Below are 23,104 nucleotides of genomic sequence, written 5' to 3'. Positions count from 1 at the left end.
GTGACCGGTCGCCCTCCAACGACCGGTCACCGCGGTGGTCCCTCAGGTGCGCGTCAGGAGATCCCGCACACCGAGTCGGCGCTCGAGGTGCCCGACGCCCGGCCCTTGACGCGGGCGCACGGCGTCGGGGACTGGAGCGTGATGCCCCCGACCTTGAGCACGAACTTGTGCCGCGTGTAGGAGCGGCCCTCGTTGGACACGACGCCCTTGCCGCTGCCCGTCACGCCCTCGTAGGACCAGCCGGGCGTGGACGTCTCGCCACCGGAGTCCGCGATACGCGCGGAGGTGACGCTGCTGCCCGACGCGCACCAGTGGCCCACGTGGTAGTAGGTGTACAGCGTGTTGCCGGCGGCGGCCCGGGGTGCCCAGGTCCACCGCTGCGACCAGCACCCGGTGGCCGAGGGGGTCACGGACAGGCCCGAGGCGCGCGCGGCGAGCAGCGAGCGCACGGCCGTGATGTCGGCGGGCTGCTGGCCCCCGACGACGACGTCGGTGGTGGCCGGCAGCTGCGTCTCGACGAACTCGGCACGCTCCTGAGGGCTCAGCGAGTCGAGGTACTCCTGCAGGGCGGTGTCGTCCGACGTCGGAGCGTCGTCCTCGGCGCGCGCGGCGGTCCCCCCACCCAGCACGAGCGCGGCCACGACGAGCGCGGTCGCGATCTTCCTCATGTACTGCACTGAACCCCCATCTCGGTCCTCGGGCGGCACCGGTCGCCGCTCGCTCTAACCACAGCAGAGATCTTTGCACCAGTCACTACCTTGCGGCGCAAGAGACTGCTAAGTTCCCCCGCATGGCCGCAGAGTCGGACGCGCTGCTGACGCAGCTGCGCAAGGGGGTCCTCGAGTACTGCGTGCTCGCGTGCCTGCGCAAGGACAGGGCGTACGGCCTCGAGCTGGCCACCCGCCTGTCCCGCTACCAGGTGCTGTTCGCGAGCGAGGGAACGCTCTACCCGCTGCTGTCGCGCATGCGCCGGCAGGGCTGGGTGGAGACGTCCTGGCAGGAGTCCACGAGCGGCCCACCACGCCGCTACTACGAGCTCACCCCGCAAGGTCGCACCGCGCTCGACCTGTTCACCCGTGCGTGGGAACCGTTCCGCCAGGACGTCGACACCGTGCTGGAGGAGTCCCGATGAGCCGGCCCCCCGCCCCGGAGCACCCGCTCGTCGCGGCCTACCTCGCCGACCTCGAGCGCGCGCTCGTCGCCGCCGACCCGCGCGAGCGCGAGGACACCCTCGACGCGGTGCGCGAGCACCTGCGCGAGGCGCTCGGCCCGGCCCCCTCGACCGCCGACGTCACCGAGGTGCTCGCCGACCTCGGGTCGGTGGACGTCATCGCCGGGACCGTCACGCCCGCGGGCCACACGCCCGTCGTCGCGCTCGCCGCCGCGCAGGAGACGCTCACCGCGCCGGCACGGCCCGCCGGACCCGACGCGGCCTCGGTCGTCGCGCTCGTCGCCGGTGCGTTCGCGCTGCTGCTCGTGCTGCTCGTGCCGGTGCTGGCGATCCCCGTCGCGCTCGTCGCGCTCGTCGTCGCGGTCCTGCGCGTGCGCAGCGTCGGCAGCAGCGCACTCGCGTGGTCGGCCGTCGTGCTCTCGGGCACGTCGCTGCTCGTCGCCGCGCTCCTCAGCCTCGCGATGCTGTCGACGGGCGGCGACGACGAGCCCTCCCCGGGACCGGTGCACAGTGAGCCCCTCGACCAGGGCTGAGGCGGCCCGGCACGCCGCCGACCTCCGCGCGGTCCGCCGCGCCGCCTACCTCCAACGCCGTGCCCTCGCGAGCCTCCCGCTCGACCAACGCGTGACCCTCGCCCTGCGCGGGGCAGGAACGCGCACCCGCACACCGGCGCGCTCGACGTCGTAGCGCCGCCCACACCGACCGGCACCCGGCTGCGGTGCCCGTCGGACCGTCCGCACCGCAGCCGTGACCGAAGGAGCCTCCCGTGCACCGCCCCACCGCACGGGCCACCGTGCCCGACACCGTCCCGACCGCCTGGTCCTCCCGCGAGCCCGCTCGAGAGCTGCTCGTCATGTCCGCCTCCGCTCCCGACCGCTGGTCGCCCCTGCCGGCCGCCGCGCTCGGCGAGCACCTCGTCAAGCTCGAGGCCGGTCACGCCCTGGTCGTCACGCTCGAGGTCACCGACACGCGCATCGCGCAGGTCGTGCGCGCCGTCAAGGGTGACGGCGCGTGCTTCCTCGTCGAGCTCACGGGCGACCAGGGCACGCACCAGGTGGGCGCCGGCCCCGACCCTGCCGCCGCCGTGACGGTGCTGTCGCGCGTCACCCGACGCTGCGGGCACGCGCCCGTGCTGCGCGTCGGGGCGCAGTGGCGGCACACCGCGCGCACCGCGCCCGCGCTCGTCCTGACCTGGCTGCTGCGCGGCGACGTCGGCGCGCAGTACACGGTCGCCCCGTTCCTGTGCGGCGGGTCCTGCCCGTCGCAGCGGAGCGCCTGAGACCCCGCCCCCCTGCGGACATCGGGACGCGGCTGAGCAGGGGGCGGCCGCGTCCGCACGCGACGAGGCCCCGGCTCGGGGGAACCGGGGCCTCGTCGTGGTGCTGGTGCGTCAGGCGCCTGCCTGGCTCACCTCGTGCTCACCGTGCTCACCTCGTCGTCATCGGGAGACCGTCACCGTGTCGGTGCCGGTGCTCGTGGCGTGCGAGCCGCTGCCCGTGTAGACGACCTTGACGTGGAGCGTGGCCGTCGACGTCGGCGTGACCGAGGACGACACCGTGCCGTTCGCGCCCACCGCGACGGTGCGCACGAGCTTCCAGTCCGCCGTGCCGACCTTGGTCCACACCTGGGCCTTGCCGGTCGCGTCGCCCGGGGCGACCTTCGCGGTGAAGGCCACCGGGGTGCCGACCTTGCCCGTGGCGGGCGCCGAGACGGTGGTCGTCGTCGCCTTCTTGGCGACGGTGACCGTGGCCGACGCGGACGTCGAGCCCGTGTAGACGGCGTCACCGGCGTAGACCGCACGCACCGACAGGGTCGTCGCGGTGGCCGGGGCGGTGAACGACCAGCTCGCCGTCCCGTTGCTCACGGTCGCCGAGGTGACCGTGGTCCACGCGCCCGAGCCGCGCTTGGTCTGGACGGTGACCTTGCCGGTCGCCCGCACCGTGGCGGAGCCGCCCTTGACGGTGACCTTGCCCGTGACCTTGCCGCCCACCGTGACCCGGGCCGGCGCCGTGACGACGGCGGTCGTGCCGCGCTTGGCGACCGTGACGGACACCGGCTCCGACGACGAGCCCGCGGCCGTGGCCGTCTCGCCGAACGCCGCCGTGACCGAGTGCGCGCCGGCGGTCAGGCCCGGCACCTCGAGCACCGCACGGTTCTCGACGACCTCGGTGGTGCCGAGCACCGTCGTGCCGTCGGTGAACGTGACCTCACCCGCGGTGTCGACGCCCTCGACCGTGGCCGTGAGGGTCACCGTCTCGAGGGCCGTCGGGGCCTCGGGCTGGACCGTGAGCGACGTGACCGTCGGGGCCAGCACCTTGACCGACGCGGTCCCGGCGATGCCGGAGCCCGCACCGACCGCGACGAGGTCCGCCGCGCCGAGCGTGGCGTCCGCGGGGATCTCGAAGGCCGTGGCGGTCGTGCCGTCCGCGGCCGCGTCGGCCGAGCCGAGCACCGAGCCGCCGAGCGACCAGAGCACCGACTCACCGGAGCGGAAGCCGCTCGCCGCGACCTCGAGCGTGCCGCCCGGGGCCACCGTGGCCGCACCCGGCGTCACGACGCCCTGCGCGGTCAGCTCGGCGCACGGGTCACCCTGCACGCCGAACGCGGCGGCGGGGGTGCCGCTGGTCACGCCGTCGTCCTCACGGACGACGAGCGGGGCGAACGCGTCGCTGCCCATCACGGCGTTGCTCGTGTTCGTCACCGAGATGGTGTACGACGTCGTCGCGGCCGCGCTGGCGTCGCCGTCGCCGTAGGTCGCGACCGGCACCGTGGTGCAGACCTGACCCGGGGCGAAGACGACCTTGCGCATCTGCATGCCGGCCTTGGCGGTGGCCGTCGTGCCGCCGATCACCGAGAGGTACGCGGTGACGGGCGTCGTCGCGGGCTGCGACAGACGGACCGGGACGAGCACCTCGTCGGGGCCGGAGCCCTCCTCGACGCGCACCGGCGCCGTGCCGACCGAGACGGTCGTGGTGGGCGCGGCCGTGCCGAGCGCGGACGACGCGAACGCGAGGTCCGTGAGGTAGACGCCGCCGCTGACCGCGCCGCCGAGGCCGACCGCGGCCGTGAACCGCACCTCGCGGACGTCGGTGAGGTCGATGCCCGTGACCGACTCCAGCGGGAGCCGGACCTCGTGCAGGACGATCTTGCCGAGCGTCGTGGAGTTCTGCGTGCTCTGCGGCAGGCGGACCAGGGCGTTCGGGTTGAGGTCGGAGACCTTGGTCGCGAACGTCGCACCGTGGCCGTCGACGAGCGTGACCGTCAGGTCCGTGCCGGCGCCGTAGGCGACCGACTCGTCCGGCGACGCCTTGACCGTCAGGAACTCGTACGACGAGGCGTCACGCGCCGAGCGCGGGACCGACACGCGGACCTGACCGGTGCCGCTCGTCCACTGCACGCGGGTCATCGGGCTCGCGGGGACGTCACCGCCGAAGCGGACCGAGGTCCAGTGCGGCAGCTGCGCCGAGGCCAGGGTCGTCGAGCAGTACGGCAGGACCTGCGGGACCGTGCGGCCGGACATCGACGCGCACAGCGTGGCCGTGGCCGTGCCGTAGGTGCGGGCCGCGCCCGTCGTCGTGAACCGCGCGATGTCCGCACGGGCGGACGCGGGCTGCGTCGCCGAGACGCGGACGTCGAAGTCGGCGATCGAGTCGACCTTCGCACCCGAGCCGTCGAACATCGGCAGGAACTCGTCCTCGCCACCGACCGTCAGGCGGAACCAGCCGGCCATGAGCGTCGTGCCCGTGTCGTACTGCTCGTCGTCGGTGAGGCGGATGGTCGTGTCGACCGCCGCGCCCGTCGTGCCGCAGACCGAGTCGGTCGAGCGGGCCGAGGTGGCGTTGGTGCCCGACCAGTCGTCGGACGTCGACAGGGCGTACTTCGACGGCGTCCAGACCGTGTTGAAGAAGTTGTGGTTCGCACCCATGACCCACACGTCCGTGCGGAGCACGTCGTCGTCGAACGCGTAGCGCGAGTCGTCGTTCATGTGCTGGCCCTGCTGGCTCGAGACGTCACCGTCGCAGTAGGGCAGCAGCAGCATCGTCGGGATGTCCGGCGTCGTCATGCGGCCGAAGTCGACCGGGGCGAGCGGGAGGATCGACACGATGTCGAACGGGTCGTCGAGCGCCGCGTTGAGCGTCGCCGCGGACGTGACGCCCTCACCACCGCGCGAGTGGCCCATGAGGCCGATGCGCGAGAAGTCCAGACGGCCGACGAGGTCCGCCGGCGTGATCTCGGTGATCTCGTCGTCCAGACCGGCGGCGGGCAGGCCCGCGTTGCCGGACAGCGCGTCGGCGAGGGTGACCTCGGTGTCCGTCTGCGCGTCGTAGAGCGTGGTCGAGACGCCCTCGTTCGCGTCCTCGAAGATCGAGAGCGTGTCGAGGATCAGCTGGCCGCGCGCCTGGGCGCCGTAGTCGAGCGCGAGCTGGTTGTCGTTCGAGTTGATCGCGTTGGCGCCGATGGAGATGACCGCGTAGCCGTGGCTCGCGAGCGCCTCGGCGGCGCCGTCGTAGCCCGCGTAGCTCGGGATGTTGGTCTGCGTCGGGAGGCAGGGCCAGCGGGCGGGGTTGCTGCCGGCGCCGTTGCACGAGGTGTGCCGGCCGTGCAGGAACAGCACGACGGGCGCCTCGCCGTCGGTGTCGGGCAGGTAGACCTTGCCCTCGACCTCACCGCGGATGCCGCCGATGCCGGCGAGCTCGATCGCCTGGTTGCCGAACGAGTAGAGCGCCTTGGTGTACGAGTACTCCCCCGGCACCGACGGGTCGGGCGTGCCCTCGGGCGCGTCCTCGATGTCGCCGGGCTCGGGCGCGGGCGCGACGTCCGCCGGCGCGGCCGACGTGGTGCCGGCGTCGCTGAACCAGCCGGCCGCCACGTCCTTGGCGTCGAGGACGGACGGGTCGTCGGTGAGGGCCGTGAGCGTGCGCCCGGTCGCCGACTCCGTGGCGAGCCCGACGGCCTTGCCGTCGACGACGATCGTCGGGGCGTCGCTGCGGACCTCGAGGGGGCGGTCGAGGTCGAGCGTCACCTGGTACATGCCACCGAGGTCGGTGACGGTCCAGCCGTCACCGGACGCGACGGTGGAGTCGGTCGAGGAGGTGGGGGCGGCCGCCGCGGACGTGGCGGTGGCGAGGGTGCCTGCGGTCAGCGCGACGGCGAGTGCTACCGCCGTGAGCCGACTCGAGCGGTTCGGGATGCGCACGAGTGTCCTTTGCGTTCGGGGTCCTCGCCCGGGGGGTGACGAGGCGGTGCCGACGCTACGAATCGCCGTACGCGCTCCGGTTCCGGTCGCGTTTCCCGCAGGTCACGCGGGTGCCGCTCAGGTTCCGACGAAGTTAACTGCCCCAGGCAACTCACCCGTTCGGCCCAGCCCGCGGCAGCGAGACCCTGGCCACCTGCACCGTCGACCCCGACCGCGCCCACTGGCGCCACGACGAACGAGAGCCCGGCCGACGGCCGGGCTCTGCGCTATGAACGATGCCGCGGGACATCTATGAACGATGTCCCGCGGCATCACATCGGTGGAGCTGAGGGGATTCGAACCCCTGACCTTCTCATTGCGAACGAGACGCGCTACCAACTGCGCCACAGCCCCTTGAAGCGGGCTACAGACTAGCACCCTGCAGGCCGGTCGAGAAAAACCGAGGCCGCGTGACCTGCACGACGCCGCGGCGCCGGATCACTGCCCCGACGCGCGGCGGCGGGCCAGGATCGCGTCGAGGTCGATCGAGCCGGTCGTCGTCGGCGTGGTGACCGCGGCCGGCACGGTCGCGGCGGGCACCGCCTCCGCCTGCTCGTCGGCTGTCTCCTGCGGGGCACGCACCGCGGAGGCCGACGTCGAGCCCTCGAGGTTCGTCAGCGGGACGGGCTCCCGGCGCGGCGCCTCGGCCTTGAGCGCGTACGTCGGGCGCGGCAGCGGCACGGGCGACCAGGACTCGTCGCCGGCCGCGGTGACGCGCGCGATCATCTGCGTGGGGGTGTCCGACGGGCGCACGGCATGGCCGGTGACGGTCGGCTGGACGACGCGCTGCGCACCGGTCACGGCGCGCGCGGCGCGGGCACGGGCCTCGTGCGCGTCGCGCGCCGCCTGCTCCATGCGCGCGGCGAACGCGGCGTCGGCGGCACGGCCGGCGACCACGGCCCGACGGCCGAGCACCACGACCGCGGCGAGCAGGGCACCGGGGACGGCGCCCGCGACCCACGTGACGGCGGGCGCGGCGAGCGCGACGACCGCGCCCACGACGGTGAGCACCGCGAGGCCGGACGCGAGCAGCCCCCGCCGACGCGCAGCCGCACCGCGGCGTGCGACCGCGGCGGCGTGCTGGGCCCGCGCCTGCGCGGTCCGGCGTGCCACCTCGGCGGTCAGTCGGTCGTGCTGCGCCGTCGGTCGGTCCATGGTCCTGCCTCCTGTCGCGGAGCTCGTCGCTGCCACGAGCACCCCTCTGCCGGGGGTCAGCAACCCCGACGTGCCGGCAGGCCTGCAGTCGCCGGGGTTCACCGCCGCCTGCGCCCGGTCGCGAGCCGGTCGGTCGCTCACCGCGACCACGCGCAGCGCGTCGGAGAACCGGTCGTCGACGCGGGACTCCACCAGCTGCTGCCGGTACCGCAGCTTGTGCGGCACCAGGTAACCCACCCACAGGCCGACCAGCGCGAGCGCGAGCCAGCCGGTGAGATCCTTCACGGACCGACGGTAGGGCGCGACGTCCCCCTCTCGGGGCAACTGTCCGGCGTGTCGAGCCGAATCGCGCTCAGGGGGCCGGGTGCTGCGCCCGGTAGCGCGCGAGGAGCCCGTGCGGGACCTCCTCGACGGTGAGCGCGAACGTGCGGTGGTCGCACCACTCGTCGCCGATGTGCAGGAACCGTTCGCGCACGCCCTCGTCGCGCAGCCCCAGCTTCTCGACGACGCGCAGCGACGGGCCGTTCTCCGGCCGGATGTTCACCTCGATGCGGTGCAGCCCCAGCTCGGTGAAGCAGTGGTCGGTGGCGAGCGCGACCGCGACCGGCATGATGCCGCGGCCCGCCACGTGCTCCGAGATCCAGTAGCCGATCGCCCCCGAGCGCAGCGAGCCGTACGTGATCGACGAGACCGTGACCTGACCGACGAGCTCGCCCTCGTGATCGATCGCGAACGGCAGGCTCACCCCCGCGCGGGCCTGCGCGGACAGCGTGCGCACGAACTGCGCGAACGTGGGCCGCGGCCCCTCCACGGGCACCGGTGACGTCGCGTCCCAGGGTTCGAGCCACGCGACGTTGCGGGCGCGCAGCGCGAGCCACGCGGTCGCGTCCCGACGCCGCAGGGGCCGCAGACGCACCGGGCCGTCCTCGAGGACGGCGGGCCAGCCGCGCGCCATCAGCCCTCCAGGACCAGGCAGTGCACGACCTGCCCGGGCTGCACGCCCGTGTCGTGCTCGCCGACGACCGCGAGCGCGTTGGCGTGCGCGAGCGCGCTGACGGTGGGTGCGGTCGGGTCCCCGAGCGGCGTCGCGCGGTAGCCCTCCTCGGGCGAGCCGAGCACGGTCGCGGGCACGAACTGCCGCAGCCCCGCGGGCGACGTCCAGCCGTGCGTCGCACGGGCGGTGACGCTCGGCCGGTACAGCTCGGCGTGGCCGCCCATCGCGCGCAGCGCGGGCCGCACGAACACCTCGAACGACACCTGCGCGGCCACGGGGTCGCCCTGCAGCGCGAAGATCGGCACCGTCCGGTCGGCCCCGAGGTCGCTGCCGACCGTCCCGAACCCGTGCCGCAGGCCGGGGGTCATCGCGACGTGGTCGAGCCGCACGGTCCCGAGGGTCGCGAGCACGTCCTTCACGGTGTCGCCGACGAGCTCGGACAGACCGCCCGTGATCACGACGAGGTCCGCGCGCACCAGCTGGTCGTCGAGCGCCTCGCGCAGCGTGCCGCGGTCGTCGGGCAGGATCCCGACGCGCACGGGCGTCGCCCCCGCATCGCGGACCGCCGCCTCGAGCGCGTGCCCGTCGGTCTCGAACACCGCACCCTCGCGCTGGCGCGACGTACCGGGCTCGACGAGCTCGTCGCCCACCGACAGCAGCACGACGCGCGGCGTCGGGTGCACGTGCAGCCGACCGTGCCCGAGCGTGGCCGCGAGCGCGAGCTGGCGCGCCCCCAGGCGCGTGCCCGCGGCGAGCACCACCTCACCGGTGCGCACGTCGGCGCCCACGGGCCGCACGTGCTGGCCCGCGACCGCCGGGCGCTGCAGCGCGAACCGCACCGCACCGCGGTCGGTCTCCTCGAGCGGGACGACCGCGTCCGCACCGAGCGGGAGCGCGCCGCCCGAGGCGATGCGCACCGCCTGACCGGGCGCGAGCCGCACGCCCGCGGGCGCACCGGGCAGCACGTCGTGCGCGACGGGCAGCGTCAGCGGCGTGTCGAGCCCCGCCGCCGCGGTCTCGTGCGCCGCGACCGCGTAGCCGTCACGCGCGGCCAGCGCGGTCGCGGGCACGTCCCGGGTCGCGACGAGGTCACGCGCGAGGATGCATCCCACTGCGTCGTGCAGCGCCACGTCGAGCGGGGCGACCGGCCCGACGGCAGCGAGCACGGCCGCCAGGTGGTCCTGGACCGATCTCATGGCGGCATTGTGCCGCGCATCCGGCCCGGCACCGCGCGTCAGGCGGTGGTGCCGGCCACGTACTTCTCGAGCCACTCCTTGAAGTCGGGGCCCAGGTCGGGGCGATCCACCGCGATCCGGACGACGGCCTTGAGGTAGTCCAGCCGGTCACCCGTGTCGTAGCGGCGGCCGCGGAACACGACGCCGGTGACGCCGCCGCCCTGCTCGGCCGGCAGGTCCATGAGCGTCGCGAGCGCGTCGGTCAGCTGGATCTCGCCCCCGCGGCCCGGCGCGGTGTTCTCGAGCACCTCGAACACCGCGGGGTGCAGCACGTAGCGGCCGATGATCGCGAGGTTCGACGGCGCCTCGTCGACCGGGGGCTTCTCGACGAGGCCCGTGATGCGCACGGTGTCCGCGTCCTCGCCGTCCAGCGCCTCGACCGCGGCGCAGCCGTACGACGAGATCTGCTCGCGCGGGACCTCGAGCAGCGCGATGACGGACCCGCCCAGGCGCTCCTGGAGCGCGAGCATCGGCGCGAGCAGGTCGTCGCGCTCGTCGATCAGGTCGTCGCCCAGCAGGACCGCGAACGGCTCGTCGCCCACGTGGCGCTTGGCCTGCAGCACGGCGTGGCCGAGACCCTTGGGCTGGCCCTGCCGCACGAAGTGCACGTTGGCGAGCTCGGTGGACTCGCGAACCTTGGCGAGACGCTCGGCGTCCCCCTTCGCCTCCAGCACGGCCTCGAGCTCGGGCACCGCGTCGAAGTGGTCGGCGAGCGTGCGCTTGGAGCGCCCCGTGATGAGCAGGACGTCGTCGAGACCGGCCGCGACGGCCTCCTCGACGACGTACTGGATGGCGGGCTTGTCGACGACCGGGAGCATCTCCTTGGGCGTCGACTTCGTGGCGGGCAGGAACCGGGTACCCAGTCCCGCGGCGGGGATGACTGCCTTGTGGATCGTCATGCCGGAACGCTAGCCGCGCGCGTCCGGCCTCGCCCAGGGGACGCCGGTGTGGCGTGGGTCATGTCGATACGTCGTCATCCGGGCGACATGGGCGATTCCGCAGGTCGTCATCTGTTCACCCGCGCGGGTGACCCCGAGGGTGTGTCCGAGGCGTGGGACACGGCCCGGGCCCGGGTACGACCGCCCGCGGAACGTTTGCGACACTGGGCGCATGAGCAGCGCCGCCGAACCGTCGCTCCGCACGTCCCCTCCCGAGCCCGAGGAGGCGAAGGAGCTCCTCCGCTCGGCGGTCCGCAAGGCGCGCTCCCACCGGTCGGCCCGGCTGCGCGACGAGGCCGCCACGGCGATCGCGGACGTCGTCGCGGCCATCCCCGCGGTGCGCGACGCGCGCTGCGTCTCGGTCTACGCCGCGCGTCCGACCGAGCCGGCGACCGGGGTGCTGCTCGAGCGGCTCGCGGCACGCGGGGTGCGCATCCTGCTGCCCGTGCTCGGCTCGGGGCTGCAGCGCGACTGGGCCGAGTACCGCGGTGTCGAGGACCTGCGCGAGCGCGCACCCGGCCGGCCGCCCGAGCCCGGTGGCCCGACGCTCGGGCCGCAGGCGCTCGCCGACGCCGACGTGATCGTCGCCCCCGCGCTCGCGGTCGACACCGCCGGCAGCCGCCTCGGTCAGGGCGGCGGCTGGTACGACCGGGCGCTCGAGCACGCCCGGCCCGACGCGCTCGTCGTCGCGCTCGTGTTCCCCGACGAGGTGCGGGACGCGAGCGTCGACCCGCTGCCCCGCGAGCCGCACGACCGGCGCGTCGACGCGTACGCGACGCCCGAGGGCTGGGTCCCGCTGCGCTCCTGACCCGGCCGCGGTCCCCACCGGCCGTGCTCATGACCGGCCGTGGCCCCGACGAGTCGCGGTCCCGACCCGGCGTCAGGGGCGCAACGTCAGCCGGTCGACCGCGTCCGCCTGCGTCGCGGCGGTCGAGAACGGCCACGGGAACGTCGTCCCCTGCGCCCACGCGCCCAGCTGGTCGGCGTAGTGCGGGCTCGCCGGGTGCCCCGACGTCCCGGTCAGGGTCACCCAGGTCGAGGAGTCCAGGTCGCCCAGGTCGACGACCATCCGCATCGAGGGCGCCGCGGTCACCCCGTACCCCTGCGACGCGTCCCACGCGGTCGCGTCGACGATCGACGAGCCGCCGCCCACCTCGACCGGGTCGGGGTTCACGAACGAGCGCACCAGGCCCGGGACCGACGAGCCGCCCAGGACCGGGTGCTCGGGTGCGGCGGTGTGCAGCCGGCCCCAGCGCCACTCGTCGGCGTCCCGCCCGAGCTGCTGCGTGAGCGTCAGGCGGGCCGTGACCATCGCCTGGTAGAGCACCTCGTCACGGCCCTCGAGCAGGCCCGGGGTCGTGCGGTCGTCCCACCAGGGCGAGTCGGGCTCGTCGAGCAGCCCGCGGACCACCTCGAGCCAGCGCGAGCCGCCGTTCGGCAGCTCGCCGTCGGGCAGGTCGTCGGCGAACGTGAGCTCGAGCAGCGTCTTCCAGACCGCCGCGAAGTACGCCGCGGCCGCGGAGTCGGCGCTCGCCACGTGGTCCCACGTGCGCAGCAGCTGCTGACCGTCGTCCGCGAACGCGTCGTCGATGTCGATGCGCAGCAGCCACGGCACGAGCACGTCCGCGTACGGGCTGCGCTGGTCGTTCTGGAGCGTGTTCAAGTCGGCGACGTCGATCCTGTCGCCGCGCGCGATCGCGGTCGACAGCACCGTGCGGATGCGCTGGGCCCGGTAGCCGTAGTCCCAGTCGTCGGTGAGGAACGGCCCGACGCCCTGGGGCGTGACCGCCTGGTTCGCCGCGACGACGAAGCCCTCGGCCGGGTCGAGCGCGCGCGGCATCTCCTCCGGGTCGACGTAGCCCTGCCAGTCGTAGGCGGGGTCCCAGCCGGGGCGCGGCCACGTGCCGTCGGACGGCACCGCTCCCCTGACCGTCTGCCGCACCGGGATCCGACCCGGCGCCTGGTACCCGATGTGCCCGTCGGTCGTCGCGAACACGATGTTCTGCGACGGCACGTCGAGCAGCCGGCCCACGCGCGCGATGTCGCTCGCGTCCTTCGCGGTCGCCGTCGCGAGCACCGCGTCGGCCGTGTGCCCCGGCGCGAGCGCCGTCCACGCGAGCGCCACCTCGTACCCGCGGTCCGACGTGCCGTCCGGCATGGGCGCGTCACCGACCTGGTCGACGTCCAGCACGTCCGAGACGATCGGCCCGTGCACCGACTGGCGCACGACGATGGTCACGTCGTCACCGCCGTTGACCTTGATGACCTCCGTACGGGCCCGGATCCGCGCCGTGCCGTCGCCGCGCACGGTCGCGTTCCCCTCGACCCGCTCGACGAAGAAGTCCGTCACGTCCGCGCCCAGGTTCGTCAGACCCCACGCGAGGTCCGCGTTGTGGCCGATCACCACGCCCGGGAAGCCCGCGAAGCCGAAGCCCGACACGTCGTACGGGCACGCCTCGTCGACCTGCGCGCAGCGCAGACCCACCTGCATCCAGATCCCCGGCGCGGAGATGCCCAGGTGCGGGTCGTTCGCGAGGATCGGCGCGCCGCTCGCGGTGTGCTCGCCCGAGACCACCCACGAGTTCGACCCGACACCCTCACCCTCACCGACGAGGTGCGGGACGGCGTCGAGCGCCTTGTTCGCGCTGTCGATCGCCGCCTGCAGGCCCGAGTCGTCCAGGTCGAGCTCGCCGGCCGCGCTCGCCGGCGTCGCGCTCGTGAGGTCCTCGGCCGCGACGATCGGGGCGTTGAGGTCGTACGGGTAGGCCGGGAACAGCTCGTCGACCTTCGCGACGTCCCGCACGGACGCGTACACGCGTGCCCGCGACAGCTCGGCGTCGTAGTTGCCGCGCAGGTCCCACGCCATCGCCTTGAGCCACGCGAGCGAGTCCACGGCGTCCCACGGCTCGGGCGCCTCGACGTGGACCTGCAGCCCGAGCACGGTGTACTCGACGGCGATCTGCGAGGGCGCCTTGCCGTCCAGGTAGGCGTTGACGCCGGCGGCGTACGCCTCGAGCGCGTCACGCGTCGAGGGGTCGATGATCGCGAGCTCGGCCTCCGCAACCCGGCGCCAGCCGAACGTGCGGATCACCTTGTCCGCGTCGAGCGCGTCCTCGTTCTGCCCGACGAGCTCCGAGAGCCGCCCCGCGACGACGTGGCGGCGGTAGTCCATCTCGAAGAACCGGTCCTGCGCCGCGACGTAGCCCTGCGCGAGGAACAGGTCGTGCGGGTCCTGCGCGGTGATGGTGGGGACGCCGCGCGCGTCGCGTGTCACGGTCACCTCGTCGTGCAGGCCCGCGACCTCGAGGGTGCCGCTCACCTGGGGCAGCGGCCGGCGCACGACGACGAACGCGGCGACGACCGTCGCCACCAGCGCGACGACGAGGACGATGGCGACCGACAGGACGGTCAGACGGGCGGCACGGCTACGGAGCACGTCTGCGAGGGTAGTGCGGGCCCGGCGCGGCTGCCGTCAGGAGGCGGCCGGCGCAGCGGCCGGGGCGGCCGAGGGCGCGGGCGACGAGGCCGTGGAGGACGACGACGAGTCCGACGACGCGGGCGTCGAGGCGGAGCCGGACGTGCCCTTGTCGGACGAGACCGCGGGGACCGACGACGACTTCGCGCCCGAGCGCGCGTCGTTGCGGTAGAAGCCCGAGCCCTTGAACACGACGCCGACCGACGAGAAGACCTTGCGCAGCCTGCCCTCGCACTCCGGGCAGACCGTGAGCGAGGCGTCCGAGAACGACTGGTGGATGTCGAAGGCGTGGCCGCACGCCGTGCACGCGTACGAGTAGGTGGGCACCGGTTCTCCCTGAGGTCCGTCCGTGATGCTGCGAGCCCGGGCGCCGGGGTGGCGCGGCCTGGCACTCACACGTTCCGAGTGCCAATGGTAACGACCCGCGCAACCCGTCGATTCCCGGACCGCCGGTGGGCGCGGTGCCGGGTGCCCAGCGCGCGACGAGGGCGCCCGGCCGAGAAGTCGGGCGCCCTCGTCACGCGGAGCGTCAGACGGTCGGCGCGGGCGGCGTCGGGCCGTCCTCGGGGCGGATCGTCGGCGGGGTGGTGAGGTCGGACTGCAGCGCGGGCGTGGGGCGCTGCGCGAGCAGGTCGCGGATCTCCTGCAGCAGCAGGATGTCCTCGGCCGGCGCGGCCGGCTCGGCCTCCTCACCGCGCTTGCGCCGCGCGGCGAGCTTGTTGAGGGGCAGCACGACCACGAAGTACACGGCCGCAGCCGTGATGAGGAACGTGATGGCGGCGCTGAGGATGTGGCCGAAGCTGATCGGGTCCTTGCCATCCGGGCCGAACGCCAGCACCTCGTCGAGGTTCGGCTGTCCGAAGATCCACCCGATGAGCGGGTTGATGAACCCGTCGACGATCGACTGGACGAGCACGCCGAACGCCGCACCGATGACGACGCCGACCGCGAGGTCGACGGCGTTGCCACGCGAGATGAAGTCCTTGAACCCCTCGAAGACCTTCCCCATGCCCTTGGCGCCGGAGCCGAGGGCGTTCGCGGCGGATCCCGCGGTCGAACCGAATGTGGACTGCGACACGAGTACCTCCGATGAGCACGGGACAACCAGGCTGGACGTTCGATCATGGCACGACGACGGCGCTGAGCAAGGCCGTCACCGCGGCTCCCGCCAGCGCTGCGGCCTCCTCGGGCGTCACGGCGAGCAGCACGGGCGGCGTCTGCGCCTCGCCGCCGACCGCCCAGCCCCCCTCGTCGCCGCCCGGGGCGACCGGCAGGACGAGCGCGCGCCGCGCGACGACGACACCCTGCGTGCCGGTCTCGGCCGCCGCCGCGAGCACGTCGACCCGCGTGCCGGGTGTCAGCAGCGCCGCGACCGCGGGGTCCGCGAGCCGCACGGCCGCGACCACCGTGCCCGGCGGACCGACGAGCTCGCCCGAGGTCAGGAGGTCGGGCACCACGGGCAGGCCCGCGGGGACCGGCACGGCCGTCGCGCGGCCGAGCAGACCGGCGGGGCTCGTGCGCGTCGTGTGCAGCGCGAGGGCCGCCGGGAGCCGGGCGACACGCAGGTCGCCCGAGCCGATCGTCGTGCCCGCGGGCAGGTCACGCGCCGCGACCACGACCGCCCGGACCTCGGGCGCGGGCGGCCTCAGCACCTGCAGCGTCGACGTCGCCGCGAGGCCCACCCCGAGCGCCGCGACGACGAACCGGCACCGCCACAGCACCGCGCGCCACGCAACCCGCACGGGGCGGCGTCGCCGCTCGAGCGGCGGGACGGGGAACCTGGTCGACGGCACGCCCGCACGCTAGAGCGCAACGCACCACGCGGGGCCCCCGGTTCGGTCACCTGTGGACGGGTGCGCGTCCGCGCGGGGCTGGGGTCGGGTCGCGACGGACCGGGCGCCCGCGCGCGGTCAGGTCACCAGTGCGGCGGCTTGTCGCGGCGCAGGCGCTCGTCGTTCGCGTCCGCCCCCTCGCCCCACCCGACGTCGGAGTCGTCCGCGCTGCGCAGCGCGAGCAGCGCGTCACCGGACCTGTCCCCCGCGCCGCCCGACCGCGGTCCCTCCCCGGGGGACGCCGCGGGCGACACCGTGGGTGCGGTCGTCACCGCGGGGGCCGCGGGCAGCGTCGAGCGCAGCACCGACTCGTCCGTGCCGACCGTCCCGGGCGGGCGCACCGCGCGGCGCGGCCGTCGCGGGCGCGGGTCCTGGCTGCTCATCGCTCGATCATCGCACCGCGGCGGAACCGGTCCGAGCCGGGTGACCCGTGCGCCGACCGCACCGGGCGCTCAGGACAGCGCGCGCTCGATCGCCCCGCGCACGGCGGTGTCGATCCGGTACGACCGGCGGGTGACGCCCAGCTCGTCGCGCAGCGCCTCCGCGAGCTCGTCACGCGAGCGCTGCACGCCGTCGGACTCCAGCCAGCCGACCAGGTCGTCGAGCTGGTCGTCGCTGTAGGCGGCGATCGGCAGGCCGCGGCGCACGTCGGGCCGCGGCAGCGTGCGCACCGGCAGCGCGGGCTGCTCGGGACGCACGACCGACAGCGGGCGGTGCCGCGTGTCGTCGACGACGACCCCGTCCATGGCGACCGGCGCCACGCCGGAGCGCGACGCGCCCTGCAGCACCATGCTCCCCGTCACGGCGGGCGGCTCCGGGGGCGTCGCCGCGGGCCGCGCGGGCTCCTGCGCGGCCTCACGCGGTGCGGGCACCTCGGGCGTCGGGGCCGTGCCGGTGGGTCCGGTCGGTCCCGAGGCCTTGGCGGCGGTCGGCCCCGTGCCGGCGCGCTCGTCCGAGCCGCGGCCCTTGCGCTGGCGACCCTTGCGGCGCAGCGCACGTCCGCTCGCCCGGCCGTCCGGCGAGTCGTCGGCGGGGCCGGCGTCGCCCGCGCTCGGGGCGGTCGGCCGCGCGGGCGCGAACGCGCCGGCCGACGCGACCTCATGGTCGTCGGTCCCCTGCGCACGCTCCGGCTCGTCGTGGGTGCCCGCCTCGGCCACCTCGACCGCGGCACCCGCCTCGGCACCCGCCTCGGCACCCGCCCCCGCGGCCTCGCCCGGTGCGCGCTCGTCGTCGGTCCAGGACTGCGGCAGGCCGATGACGGCCGTACCGGTGCGCGGCTCGACGGGTGCGGGCACGGCGCGGTGCACGTAGCGGCGGATCCGGTCGACCTCGGCCTCGGGGTCGAGGAACGCCGCGGCGGACCACACGCGCACGACCGTCCAGCCGAGGCGCTCGAGCCGGTCGGCGGTGAGGCGCTCGCGCACGCGCACGGACGGCTCGCTCACGTAGGCGTCGTCGTCGGTCAGGACCGCGACGAGCATGCGCCCCGGCAACGACGGGTGCCCGACGACCATGGGGATGCGCTGCCCGCCGGGGACGCCGTAGTCGAGCTCGACGACGAGCCCGTGCCGCCACAGGCGCTCGGCGAGGTCGACGAGCAGGCGGTCGGGGTCCACGGCGTGCGACGCGGGTGCGGTCCGGCCGGCGCCGCGCTCCGCGGCGAACGCCAGCAGGTCGCGCAGCAGGCGCGGGCCGTCGCCGCGCAGCCGCTCGGGGTCGAGGTCGTCGGCGCCGAAGCAGGACACCACGGACAGCCGGTGGCGGGTCGAGCCGAGCGCGTCGAGCAGCAGGGCGTCGCCGCCCGGCCCGGAAAGCACGCCGAAGGTGTGCAGCACGCGCCGGTGCGGCGTACGGCCGAGCCCGAGCGTGAGGACCACCGCGTCGCGGTGCAGCCCGGCGACTCCGGTGAGGTCGGTCACGACGAACGGCTCGGGCCGCACGGGGTCGAAGAACGCGGCGAGCGCGGGGTTGGTCCGCACCTCGTCGAGCACGGCCTCGCGCACGGCCTCGGCGTGCGCGGGCGTCACGGTGACGACCGCGAGCGACTCCTCGGGGCGGGACAGCGCGTGCTCGAGCACGAGGTCGACGGCCTGCGCGACCTCGGCCGGGGTGGTCTCGACGATGCCGCCGGGGCCGGGCATCCCCGTGCCGTCGACGACGTCGAGCCGCACGAGCGGGCGGCTCGTGGGCAGCGGGGTCGCGACCAGCGCGTCGCCGTACCCGTGCTCGGACAGGAACGTCGTGAGGTAGGGGTCGCGCGCGACGGTGTCGGCGCGCAGCGTGGCGCGCGGCAGCACCTCGGCGAGGTCACGCACCGCGCTGCCGGACGCGCACCGGGCGTCCCCGACGACGACGACCTGCCGGCCGCGGGCGACCGCGGCGAGCGCGACCTCGGTGGGCAGGTGCGCTGCGGCGCCGAGCACGACGAGGTCGACGGTGCGGGACGCGGGCAGCACCTGCGGCACGAGCATGGGGCTCGCGACGAGCACGGGGCGCAGGCGGCGCGCGACGTCGGGGTACCGCGCGAACGTGTCGCGCAGCGACGTCAGGCGCTCCTCGACGAGCTCGGCGAAGAGCTCCTCGGCCTGCTCGCGGTGACGACGCAGGACGGCCGCGACCTGCGCGGCGACGGCGGTGCGCACGGGGGGCGCGAGGCTCGCGACGTGCGCGCGGTCCAGCTCGGCGTACCGCTGCGCCATGGCGCCGAGCGCCTCGCCGTCGTACCCGGCGAGCGCCGGGTCCTCGGCGAGGATCTGCTCGATCACGGTGCTCCACCACGCGAGCTCGAGCTCGGCCGGTGCCTGGGCGGCGGCGACGCGCCGCTCGGCGAGGTCGTCGACGAGCGCGCCGAGGCCCGCCGCGCGCAGCCGGTGCAGCAGGCCGGTGCGGTCGGGCAGGGTCTCGAGCGCGTCCTGCGCCCCGCGCAGCCGCTCGAGCCGTTCGGTGAGCGCGGGCAGCGGGAGCGCGCACAGCCCGGCGCCGCCGGGGGTGGGTGCGAGCACCTCGTCGAGCGCCTCGAGGTCCTCGCGCACGGCGCGGTACTCCTCCTCGAGCGTCTCGAGGCCCTCGGGCAGTCGCGGCCAGCCGCCGCTCGGGCAGTGCGCCTGCCACGTCTCGCGGCGCGCCTGCACCTCGACGAGCGCGGAGTGCAGGTCCGCGACGGGGCGGCCGGGGCGCACCATGTCCTTCGCCTGGCGGCGCAGGCGTCGCCGCAGCCAGTAGCCCATCGGGAGCTCGCGCTCGGCGCGCCACTGCTTGGTCGCGGTGGCGGCGACCAGGTCGGCGGCGGTGCGCTCGAACACGATCGGCAGGAACACGTCGAGCGAGGCGCGCACGCCGTCGAGCATGCGCAGCTGCTCGCCCCACGCGTCGACGGTCTCGGCGGGCAGCAGGCCCGTCTCGGCGTCCACCTGCGCGGAGCGCTGGGCGAGGCGCGGCAGCGCGTCGTCGAGCAGACGCTCGAGGCGACGGCGCGCGACGTCCGCGTCGGCGTGCGTGCGCAGGTCGGCGCCGTACCAGGGGGTGTCGCCGGGCCGGACGGAGAACGCCCCGAGCTCGCCCGCGCGGCGCAGGTCGGCGGCGAGCCGCGTGCGCTGGTCGCCGTCGAGGGCGCGGGCGACCTCGGGTGCCAGCCGGACGGTCGTGCGGGGTGCGGGCCGGGTGGACGTGAGCCGCGCGAGGTGCTGCAGCGCGTCGTACGCGGACACGCCGAACGGCTCGCGCGGGGTGTGCAGGCCGGCGACGTAGCCGCGCAGCGCCTCACGGTGCCCGACGAGGTCCGAGCGCAGCGCCTGCACGCCGCTCGGGTCGACGACGGGCGGCTCCACGGTCATCGCGCCGAGCATCCGGCGGGCCGCGGCGCTGCGCCAGCTCGCCTCGGGGGCGATGTCGAGCAGCAGGTCGTGCAGGCCGTGCGCGGCGAGCCGCTCGGTGAGCGCGACGGCGGCACGGCGGTGCCCCGGCACGTACAGGACGGTGCGCCCCGCGGCGGCGGCGTCGGCGACGATCGCGGCGACGGTGCCGGAGTCGTCGGCGCCCGTGGGGCTGTCGACGAACAGGTGCGCGCCGGTCGCGACGACGTCGAGCACGTGCTGCTGCGCGGGGTCCAGGTCGCCGACGCCGCGCTCGTGCGCGGGGTCGCGGTCGCCCGCGGCGGGCGCGGGCAGCGGGTGGGCGCGCAGGCGCTCACGGTCCGCCTCGACGCCCGCGAGCGCCGTGAGGACCTCGTGGTGCGCGACGCCGGCGGCGAGCGTGTCGAGGTCGTCGACGAGCACCTGGCCGGGGTGGACGAACGTGCCGACGACGACGCGCTCGCTCAGCTCGAAGTCCTCGAGGACCGCCTCGCCGAGCGACGCGAGGCGCTGGAGGGCGGCGCGCGGGTCGAACCCGCCGCCGGTGAACGCACCGCGCGCGACGGCCGCCGGGTCGAGCAGCGCGCCGCGGGAGCGCAGCGCGCGGGCGAGGACGGGGTTGACCTCGAGCGACGGCTCGAGCGCGAGCTCGTAGTCGCTCTCCCCCGTGCCGCGGGCGCGCAGCGCCACGGGCCGCAGCAGCACGGGCGCGCGCAGCCGCCGGGGTGCGGCGGCCGGCTCGTCGTCCGCGGGGGTGCCGCTGCGGGTCGAGGTGGCGAGCACGGTCGCGAGCGCGGCGACGTCGTCCTGCGCGACGTCCGCGGTGGTGCGCTCGGTCCAGGTGGCGACGCCGATCGCGAGCGACGTGGGCGCGATGCCGTAGCGCTGCTCGTAGGCGGCGGCGCGGGAGCCCACGGCGCGTGCCCGCCGGCGCGCGGTGGACAGCGCGGCCCCTTCGCGCACGAGGTTCGACAGGCGCGTCTCGCGGCCCGCGAACAGCTGGGCCATGCCGGACGGGTGCGCCGCCGACAGGTCGAGCGCCGCCTCGCCGAGCAGGTCGATGTCCGCGAGCGTGGAGCCACCGGCGGCCTCGACGAGCGCGCCGCGCCACGTGGCGAGCGCGCCCTCGACGAGCTCGGCGTCGGACGGCGGCTCGACGAGCGCGACGGGACCGGCGGCCTCGCCGGGGACGGCGGGCTGGGCACCCGTCGCCGCACCGGGGCGAGCGGTGGGCGTGGTGGACGTGGGGTCGGCCGTGCCGGGGGCAGGCCCGAGGTCCGAGCCGGCTCCCGAGCCTGGCGCGCGCGCGGGGACGGTCACCCTGCGACGGTAACCGCGGCCGCGACGCGCCCGGAGGTGACGCGCCGAGGGCGTCCGAGTTCTGCCCGGTCGGCGGATCGGCGTGATCCTGCGGATCGCGGGGTGGCGCAGGACACGTCAGGAAACGCGAGAGGCGGCCGCGGATGATCGCGGCCGCCTCTCGGACGTAGAAACGGTGCGCACCGCGCAGGGGGCAGGCGATGCGCACCGTCGGGGAACAGTGTGCTCCACCCCCACCCTGTTGGTCAACCGTCCAGTCCATGACTTTGCAGATTATTCGCGCGTGACGCGGCTCACACGCCACCCGTCCGCCGCGACCGTCCAGGTCAGGCGCCCAACACGGCTGCGTGCCCTGTCACGCGAAGGTGTCCACGATGCGGCAGAGTCGGGTGCGCGGCGCGCCTCCGAGCCGCTCGAACCATCGTCGGAGGCCGTGCGGCACGCCGGCAGGACCCCATGACAACGCCCGCACCCGGGCCGGACGCACCGCGCACCACGCACCTCGGCGTCCCGACGATGGCGATGCTCGTCGTCGGCTCGATGGTCGGCGCCGGCGTGTTCTCCCTCCCCCGCCAGTTCGCCGAGTCGACCGGCGCGGCGGGCGCACTGGTCGCCTGGGGGGTCGCCGGCGCCGGCACGCTCATGCTCGCGCTCGTCTTCCAGACCCTCGCACTGCGACGCCCCGACCTCGACGCGGGGGTCTACGCGTACGCGCAGGCCGGGTTCGGCGAGTACCTCGGGTTCTTCTCCGCGTTCGGGTACTGGGCCTCGGCGTGCGTCGGCAACGTCACGTACTGGGTCCTCATCACCTCGACGCTCGGCGCGGTGTTCCCCGCGCTCGGCTCGGGCGACACGCTGCTCGCGGTCGCGGTCGGCAGCGCGGGGCTGTGGGTGTTCTTCCTGCTCGTGCGGCGCGGCATCCGTGAGGCCACCGCGGTGAACCGGGTCGTCACCGTCGCCAAGCTCGTGCCCATCGTCGTGTTCGTCGTGCTCGCCGTCGTCGCGTTCGACCCCGCGGTGCTCGCCGACAACTGGGGCGGCTCCCCCGGCTCCGGCACGCTGCTCGACCAGGTGCGCGGCACCATGCTCGCCACCGTCTTCGTGTTCCTCGGCGTCGAGGGCGCGAGCACGTTCTCCCGCCACGCGCGCCGCCGCAGGGACGTCGGCCGCGCCACCCTCCTGGGCTTCGGGTCCGTGTTCGCGCTGTTCGCGTCCGTCACGATCGTGTCCTACGGCATCCTGCCCGCCGACGAGATCGCCGGGCTCGAGGAGCCGTCGATGGGCGGCGTGCTCGAGGCCGCGTACGGCCCGTGGGGCACCACGTTCGTCTCCGCAGGCCTCGTCGTCTCCGTGCTCGGCGCGTACCTCGCGTGGACGCTCATGGCCGCCGAGGTGCTGTTCGTCGCCGCACGCGGCGGGGACATGCCCCGGTTCCTGCGCACGACGAACGAGCACGACGCGCCCGTGCCCGCACTCCTGATGTCCACCGCGCTCGCCCAGGCCGTGCTGCTGCTCACGCTCGCCTCGGAGCGCGCGTTCGACTTCGCGCTCGAGCTCACCGGCGCCCTGGTGCTCGTCCCCTACCTGCTCGCCGCCGCGTACGGCGTGCGGCTGTTCCGGCGCGACCGCGGCCCGCGCGGCCCGCTCGTCGTCGCGGCGCTCGCGACGCTCTACACCGCGTGGCTGCTGTTCGCGGCCGGGATCGACCACCTGCTCGTCGTGTTCGTCGTCTACGCGCCCGCGTCCGTGCTGTTCATCCTCACGCGCCGCGAGCAGGGCCGCCGCTGGTTCTCCCCCCGGGAGCGCGTCGTGCTCGCCGTCTCCCTCCTGGGCGCGGCCGCAGGCCTCGTCGCGCTGTTCACGGGCTGGATCCGCCTGTAGCGCCACGTCCGGACTG

At 75.3% G+C, this 23,104-nt stretch carries 17 protein-coding genes and 1 tRNA gene; 5 read left to right on the top strand and 13 right to left on the bottom strand.

The features are described 5' to 3' along the window. Positions 1 to 53: 53 nt before the first annotated feature. The gene (locus tag CUD01_RS09290; protein WP_141320498.1) at positions 54 to 668 is read right to left on the bottom strand and encodes a hypothetical protein; all 615 of its coding nucleotides are present in this window, start codon (positions 666 to 668) and stop codon (positions 54 to 56) included. A 122-nt stretch (positions 669 to 790) separates the two neighbouring features. On the opposite strand from CUD01_RS09290, the gene CUD01_RS09285 reads away from it, so the two are divergent. The 3 genes from CUD01_RS09285 (at position 791) to CUD01_RS09275 (ending at position 2,450) form a co-directional block, all read left to right on the top strand. Beyond that, positions 791 to 1,132: a PadR family transcriptional regulator gene (locus CUD01_RS09285; protein WP_094181947.1), complete on the top strand. Its 342-nt coding sequence runs from the start codon at positions 791 to 793 to the stop codon at positions 1,130 to 1,132. Beyond that, positions 1,129 to 1,704 carry an HAAS signaling domain-containing protein gene (locus tag CUD01_RS09280; protein WP_094181946.1) on the top strand — a complete coding sequence of 192 codons (576 nt, stop codon included), beginning with the start codon at positions 1,129 to 1,131 and terminating at the stop codon, positions 1,702 to 1,704. Before CUD01_RS09285 ends, CUD01_RS09280 begins: the two co-directional genes overlap by 4 nt. Positions 1,705 to 1,937: 233 nt before the next feature. Continuing rightward, complete coding sequence (locus CUD01_RS09275) at positions 1,938 to 2,450, top strand: hypothetical protein (protein WP_094181945.1); 513 nt, start codon at positions 1,938 to 1,940, stop codon at positions 2,448 to 2,450. Between the two features lie 159 nt (positions 2,451 to 2,609). Here CUD01_RS09275 and CUD01_RS09270 read toward each other — a convergent pair whose 3' ends face one another. The 6 genes from CUD01_RS09270 to galU all read right to left on the bottom strand — a co-directional run bounded on the left by CUD01_RS09270 (position 2,610) and on the right by galU (position 10,690). Next, positions 2,610 to 6,368, bottom strand: a complete 3,759-nt coding sequence (locus CUD01_RS09270) for an Ig-like domain-containing protein (RefSeq protein WP_141320496.1) — start codon at positions 6,366 to 6,368, stop codon at positions 2,610 to 2,612. A gap of 320 nt (positions 6,369 to 6,688) precedes the next feature. Beyond that, positions 6,689 to 6,761, bottom strand: a tRNA-Ala gene (locus CUD01_RS09265). An 84-nt stretch (positions 6,762 to 6,845) separates the two neighbouring features. After that, entirely contained in the window at positions 6,846 to 7,847 is a 1,002-nt protein-coding gene (locus CUD01_RS09260; protein ID WP_141320494.1) for a hypothetical protein, read from the bottom strand. Between the two features lie 67 nt (positions 7,848 to 7,914). Then, positions 7,915 to 8,517 carry a GNAT family N-acetyltransferase gene (locus tag CUD01_RS09255; protein WP_141320492.1) on the bottom strand — a complete coding sequence of 201 codons (603 nt, stop codon included), beginning with the start codon at positions 8,515 to 8,517 and terminating at the stop codon, positions 7,915 to 7,917. After that, the gene (locus CUD01_RS09250; RefSeq protein ID WP_141320490.1) at positions 8,517 to 9,752 is read right to left on the bottom strand and encodes a molybdopterin molybdotransferase MoeA; all 1,236 of its coding nucleotides are present in this window, start codon (positions 9,750 to 9,752) and stop codon (positions 8,517 to 8,519) included. Before CUD01_RS09250 ends, CUD01_RS09255 begins: the two co-directional genes overlap by 1 nt. Before the next feature lie 38 nt (positions 9,753 to 9,790). Next, positions 9,791 to 10,690 (bottom strand): UTP--glucose-1-phosphate uridylyltransferase GalU, encoded by a 900-nt coding sequence (galU, locus tag CUD01_RS09245; RefSeq protein ID WP_094181940.1) that lies wholly within the window; start codon positions 10,688 to 10,690, stop codon positions 9,791 to 9,793. Positions 10,691 to 10,901: 211 nt separating this feature from the next. Here galU and CUD01_RS09240 point away from each other — a divergent pair, with 211 nt between their 5' ends. After that, positions 10,902 to 11,537, top strand: coding sequence for a 5-formyltetrahydrofolate cyclo-ligase (locus CUD01_RS09240; protein ID WP_141320488.1), 636 nt, complete (start codon positions 10,902 to 10,904; stop codon positions 11,535 to 11,537). 72 nt (positions 11,538 to 11,609) lie between these two features. On the opposite strand, the gene CUD01_RS09235 is transcribed toward CUD01_RS09240, so the two are convergent. From CUD01_RS09235 to CUD01_RS09205, 6 genes are all read right to left on the bottom strand, one after another. After that, complete coding sequence (locus CUD01_RS09235; protein WP_141320486.1) at positions 11,610 to 14,165, bottom strand: penicillin acylase family protein; 2,556 nt, start codon at positions 14,163 to 14,165, stop codon at positions 11,610 to 11,612. A 36-nt stretch (positions 14,166 to 14,201) separates the two neighbouring features. Then, entirely contained in the window at positions 14,202 to 14,531 is a 330-nt protein-coding gene (locus tag CUD01_RS09230; RefSeq protein WP_141320484.1) for an FmdB family zinc ribbon protein, read from the bottom strand. Between the two features lie 202 nt (positions 14,532 to 14,733). Then, a complete protein-coding gene (gene mscL / locus CUD01_RS09225) occupies positions 14,734 to 15,282 on the bottom strand; it encodes a large conductance mechanosensitive channel protein MscL (protein ID WP_244937729.1) in 549 nt (182 codons plus the stop codon). A gap of 43 nt (positions 15,283 to 15,325) precedes the next feature. Then, positions 15,326 to 15,997, bottom strand: coding sequence for an SAF domain-containing protein (locus CUD01_RS09220; protein WP_141320482.1), 672 nt, complete (start codon positions 15,995 to 15,997; stop codon positions 15,326 to 15,328). A 122-nt stretch (positions 15,998 to 16,119) separates the two neighbouring features. Further along, the gene (locus tag CUD01_RS09215; protein WP_141320480.1) at positions 16,120 to 16,419 is read right to left on the bottom strand and encodes a hypothetical protein; all 300 of its coding nucleotides are present in this window, start codon (positions 16,417 to 16,419) and stop codon (positions 16,120 to 16,122) included. Positions 16,420 to 16,488: 69 nt separating this feature from the next. After that, positions 16,489 to 21,207 (bottom strand): PDDEXK-like endonuclease domain-containing protein, encoded by a 4,719-nt coding sequence (locus CUD01_RS09205; protein ID WP_244937728.1) that lies wholly within the window; start codon positions 21,205 to 21,207, stop codon positions 16,489 to 16,491. Positions 21,208 to 21,663: 456 nt separating this feature from the next. On the opposite strand from CUD01_RS09205, the gene CUD01_RS09200 reads away from it, so the two are divergent. Further along, positions 21,664 to 23,088: a basic amino acid/polyamine antiporter gene (locus tag CUD01_RS09200; protein ID WP_141320478.1), complete on the top strand. Its 1,425-nt coding sequence runs from the start codon at positions 21,664 to 21,666 to the stop codon at positions 23,086 to 23,088. Positions 23,089 to 23,104 lie beyond the last annotated feature (16 nt).

The organism is Cellulomonas uda (assembly GCF_006538705.1).
GTDB classification, from domain to species: domain Bacteria; phylum Actinomycetota; class Actinomycetes; order Actinomycetales; family Cellulomonadaceae; genus Cellulomonas; species Cellulomonas uda.
The sequence above is the reverse complement of the archived record's forward strand: the minus strand, read 5'-3'. Positions and strand labels throughout refer to the sequence as shown.

Coding starts and splice junctions, on each gene's coding strand:
- CUD01_RS09250 (WP_141320490.1), bottom strand. CDS start 9,752: ATGAGATCGGTCCAGGACCACCTGGCGGCCGTGCTCGCTGCCGTCGGG.
- CUD01_RS09290 (WP_141320498.1), bottom strand. CDS start 668: ATGAGGAAGATCGCGACCGCGCTCGTCGTGGCCGCGCTCGTGCTGGGT.
- galU (WP_094181940.1), bottom strand. CDS start 10,690: ATGACGATCCACAAGGCAGTCATCCCCGCCGCGGGACTGGGTACCCGG.
- CUD01_RS09215 (WP_141320480.1), bottom strand. CDS start 16,419: ATGAGCAGCCAGGACCCGCGCCCGCGACGGCCGCGCCGCGCGGTGCGC.
- CUD01_RS09285 (WP_094181947.1), top strand. CDS start 791: ATGGCCGCAGAGTCGGACGCGCTGCTGACGCAGCTGCGCAAGGGGGTC.
- CUD01_RS09280 (WP_094181946.1), top strand. CDS start 1,129: ATGAGCCGGCCCCCCGCCCCGGAGCACCCGCTCGTCGCGGCCTACCTC.
- CUD01_RS09255 (WP_141320492.1), bottom strand. CDS start 8,517: ATGGCGCGCGGCTGGCCCGCCGTCCTCGAGGACGGCCCGGTGCGTCTG.
- CUD01_RS09200 (WP_141320478.1), top strand. CDS start 21,664: ATGACAACGCCCGCACCCGGGCCGGACGCACCGCGCACCACGCACCTC.
- CUD01_RS09240 (WP_141320488.1), top strand. CDS start 10,902: ATGAGCAGCGCCGCCGAACCGTCGCTCCGCACGTCCCCTCCCGAGCCC.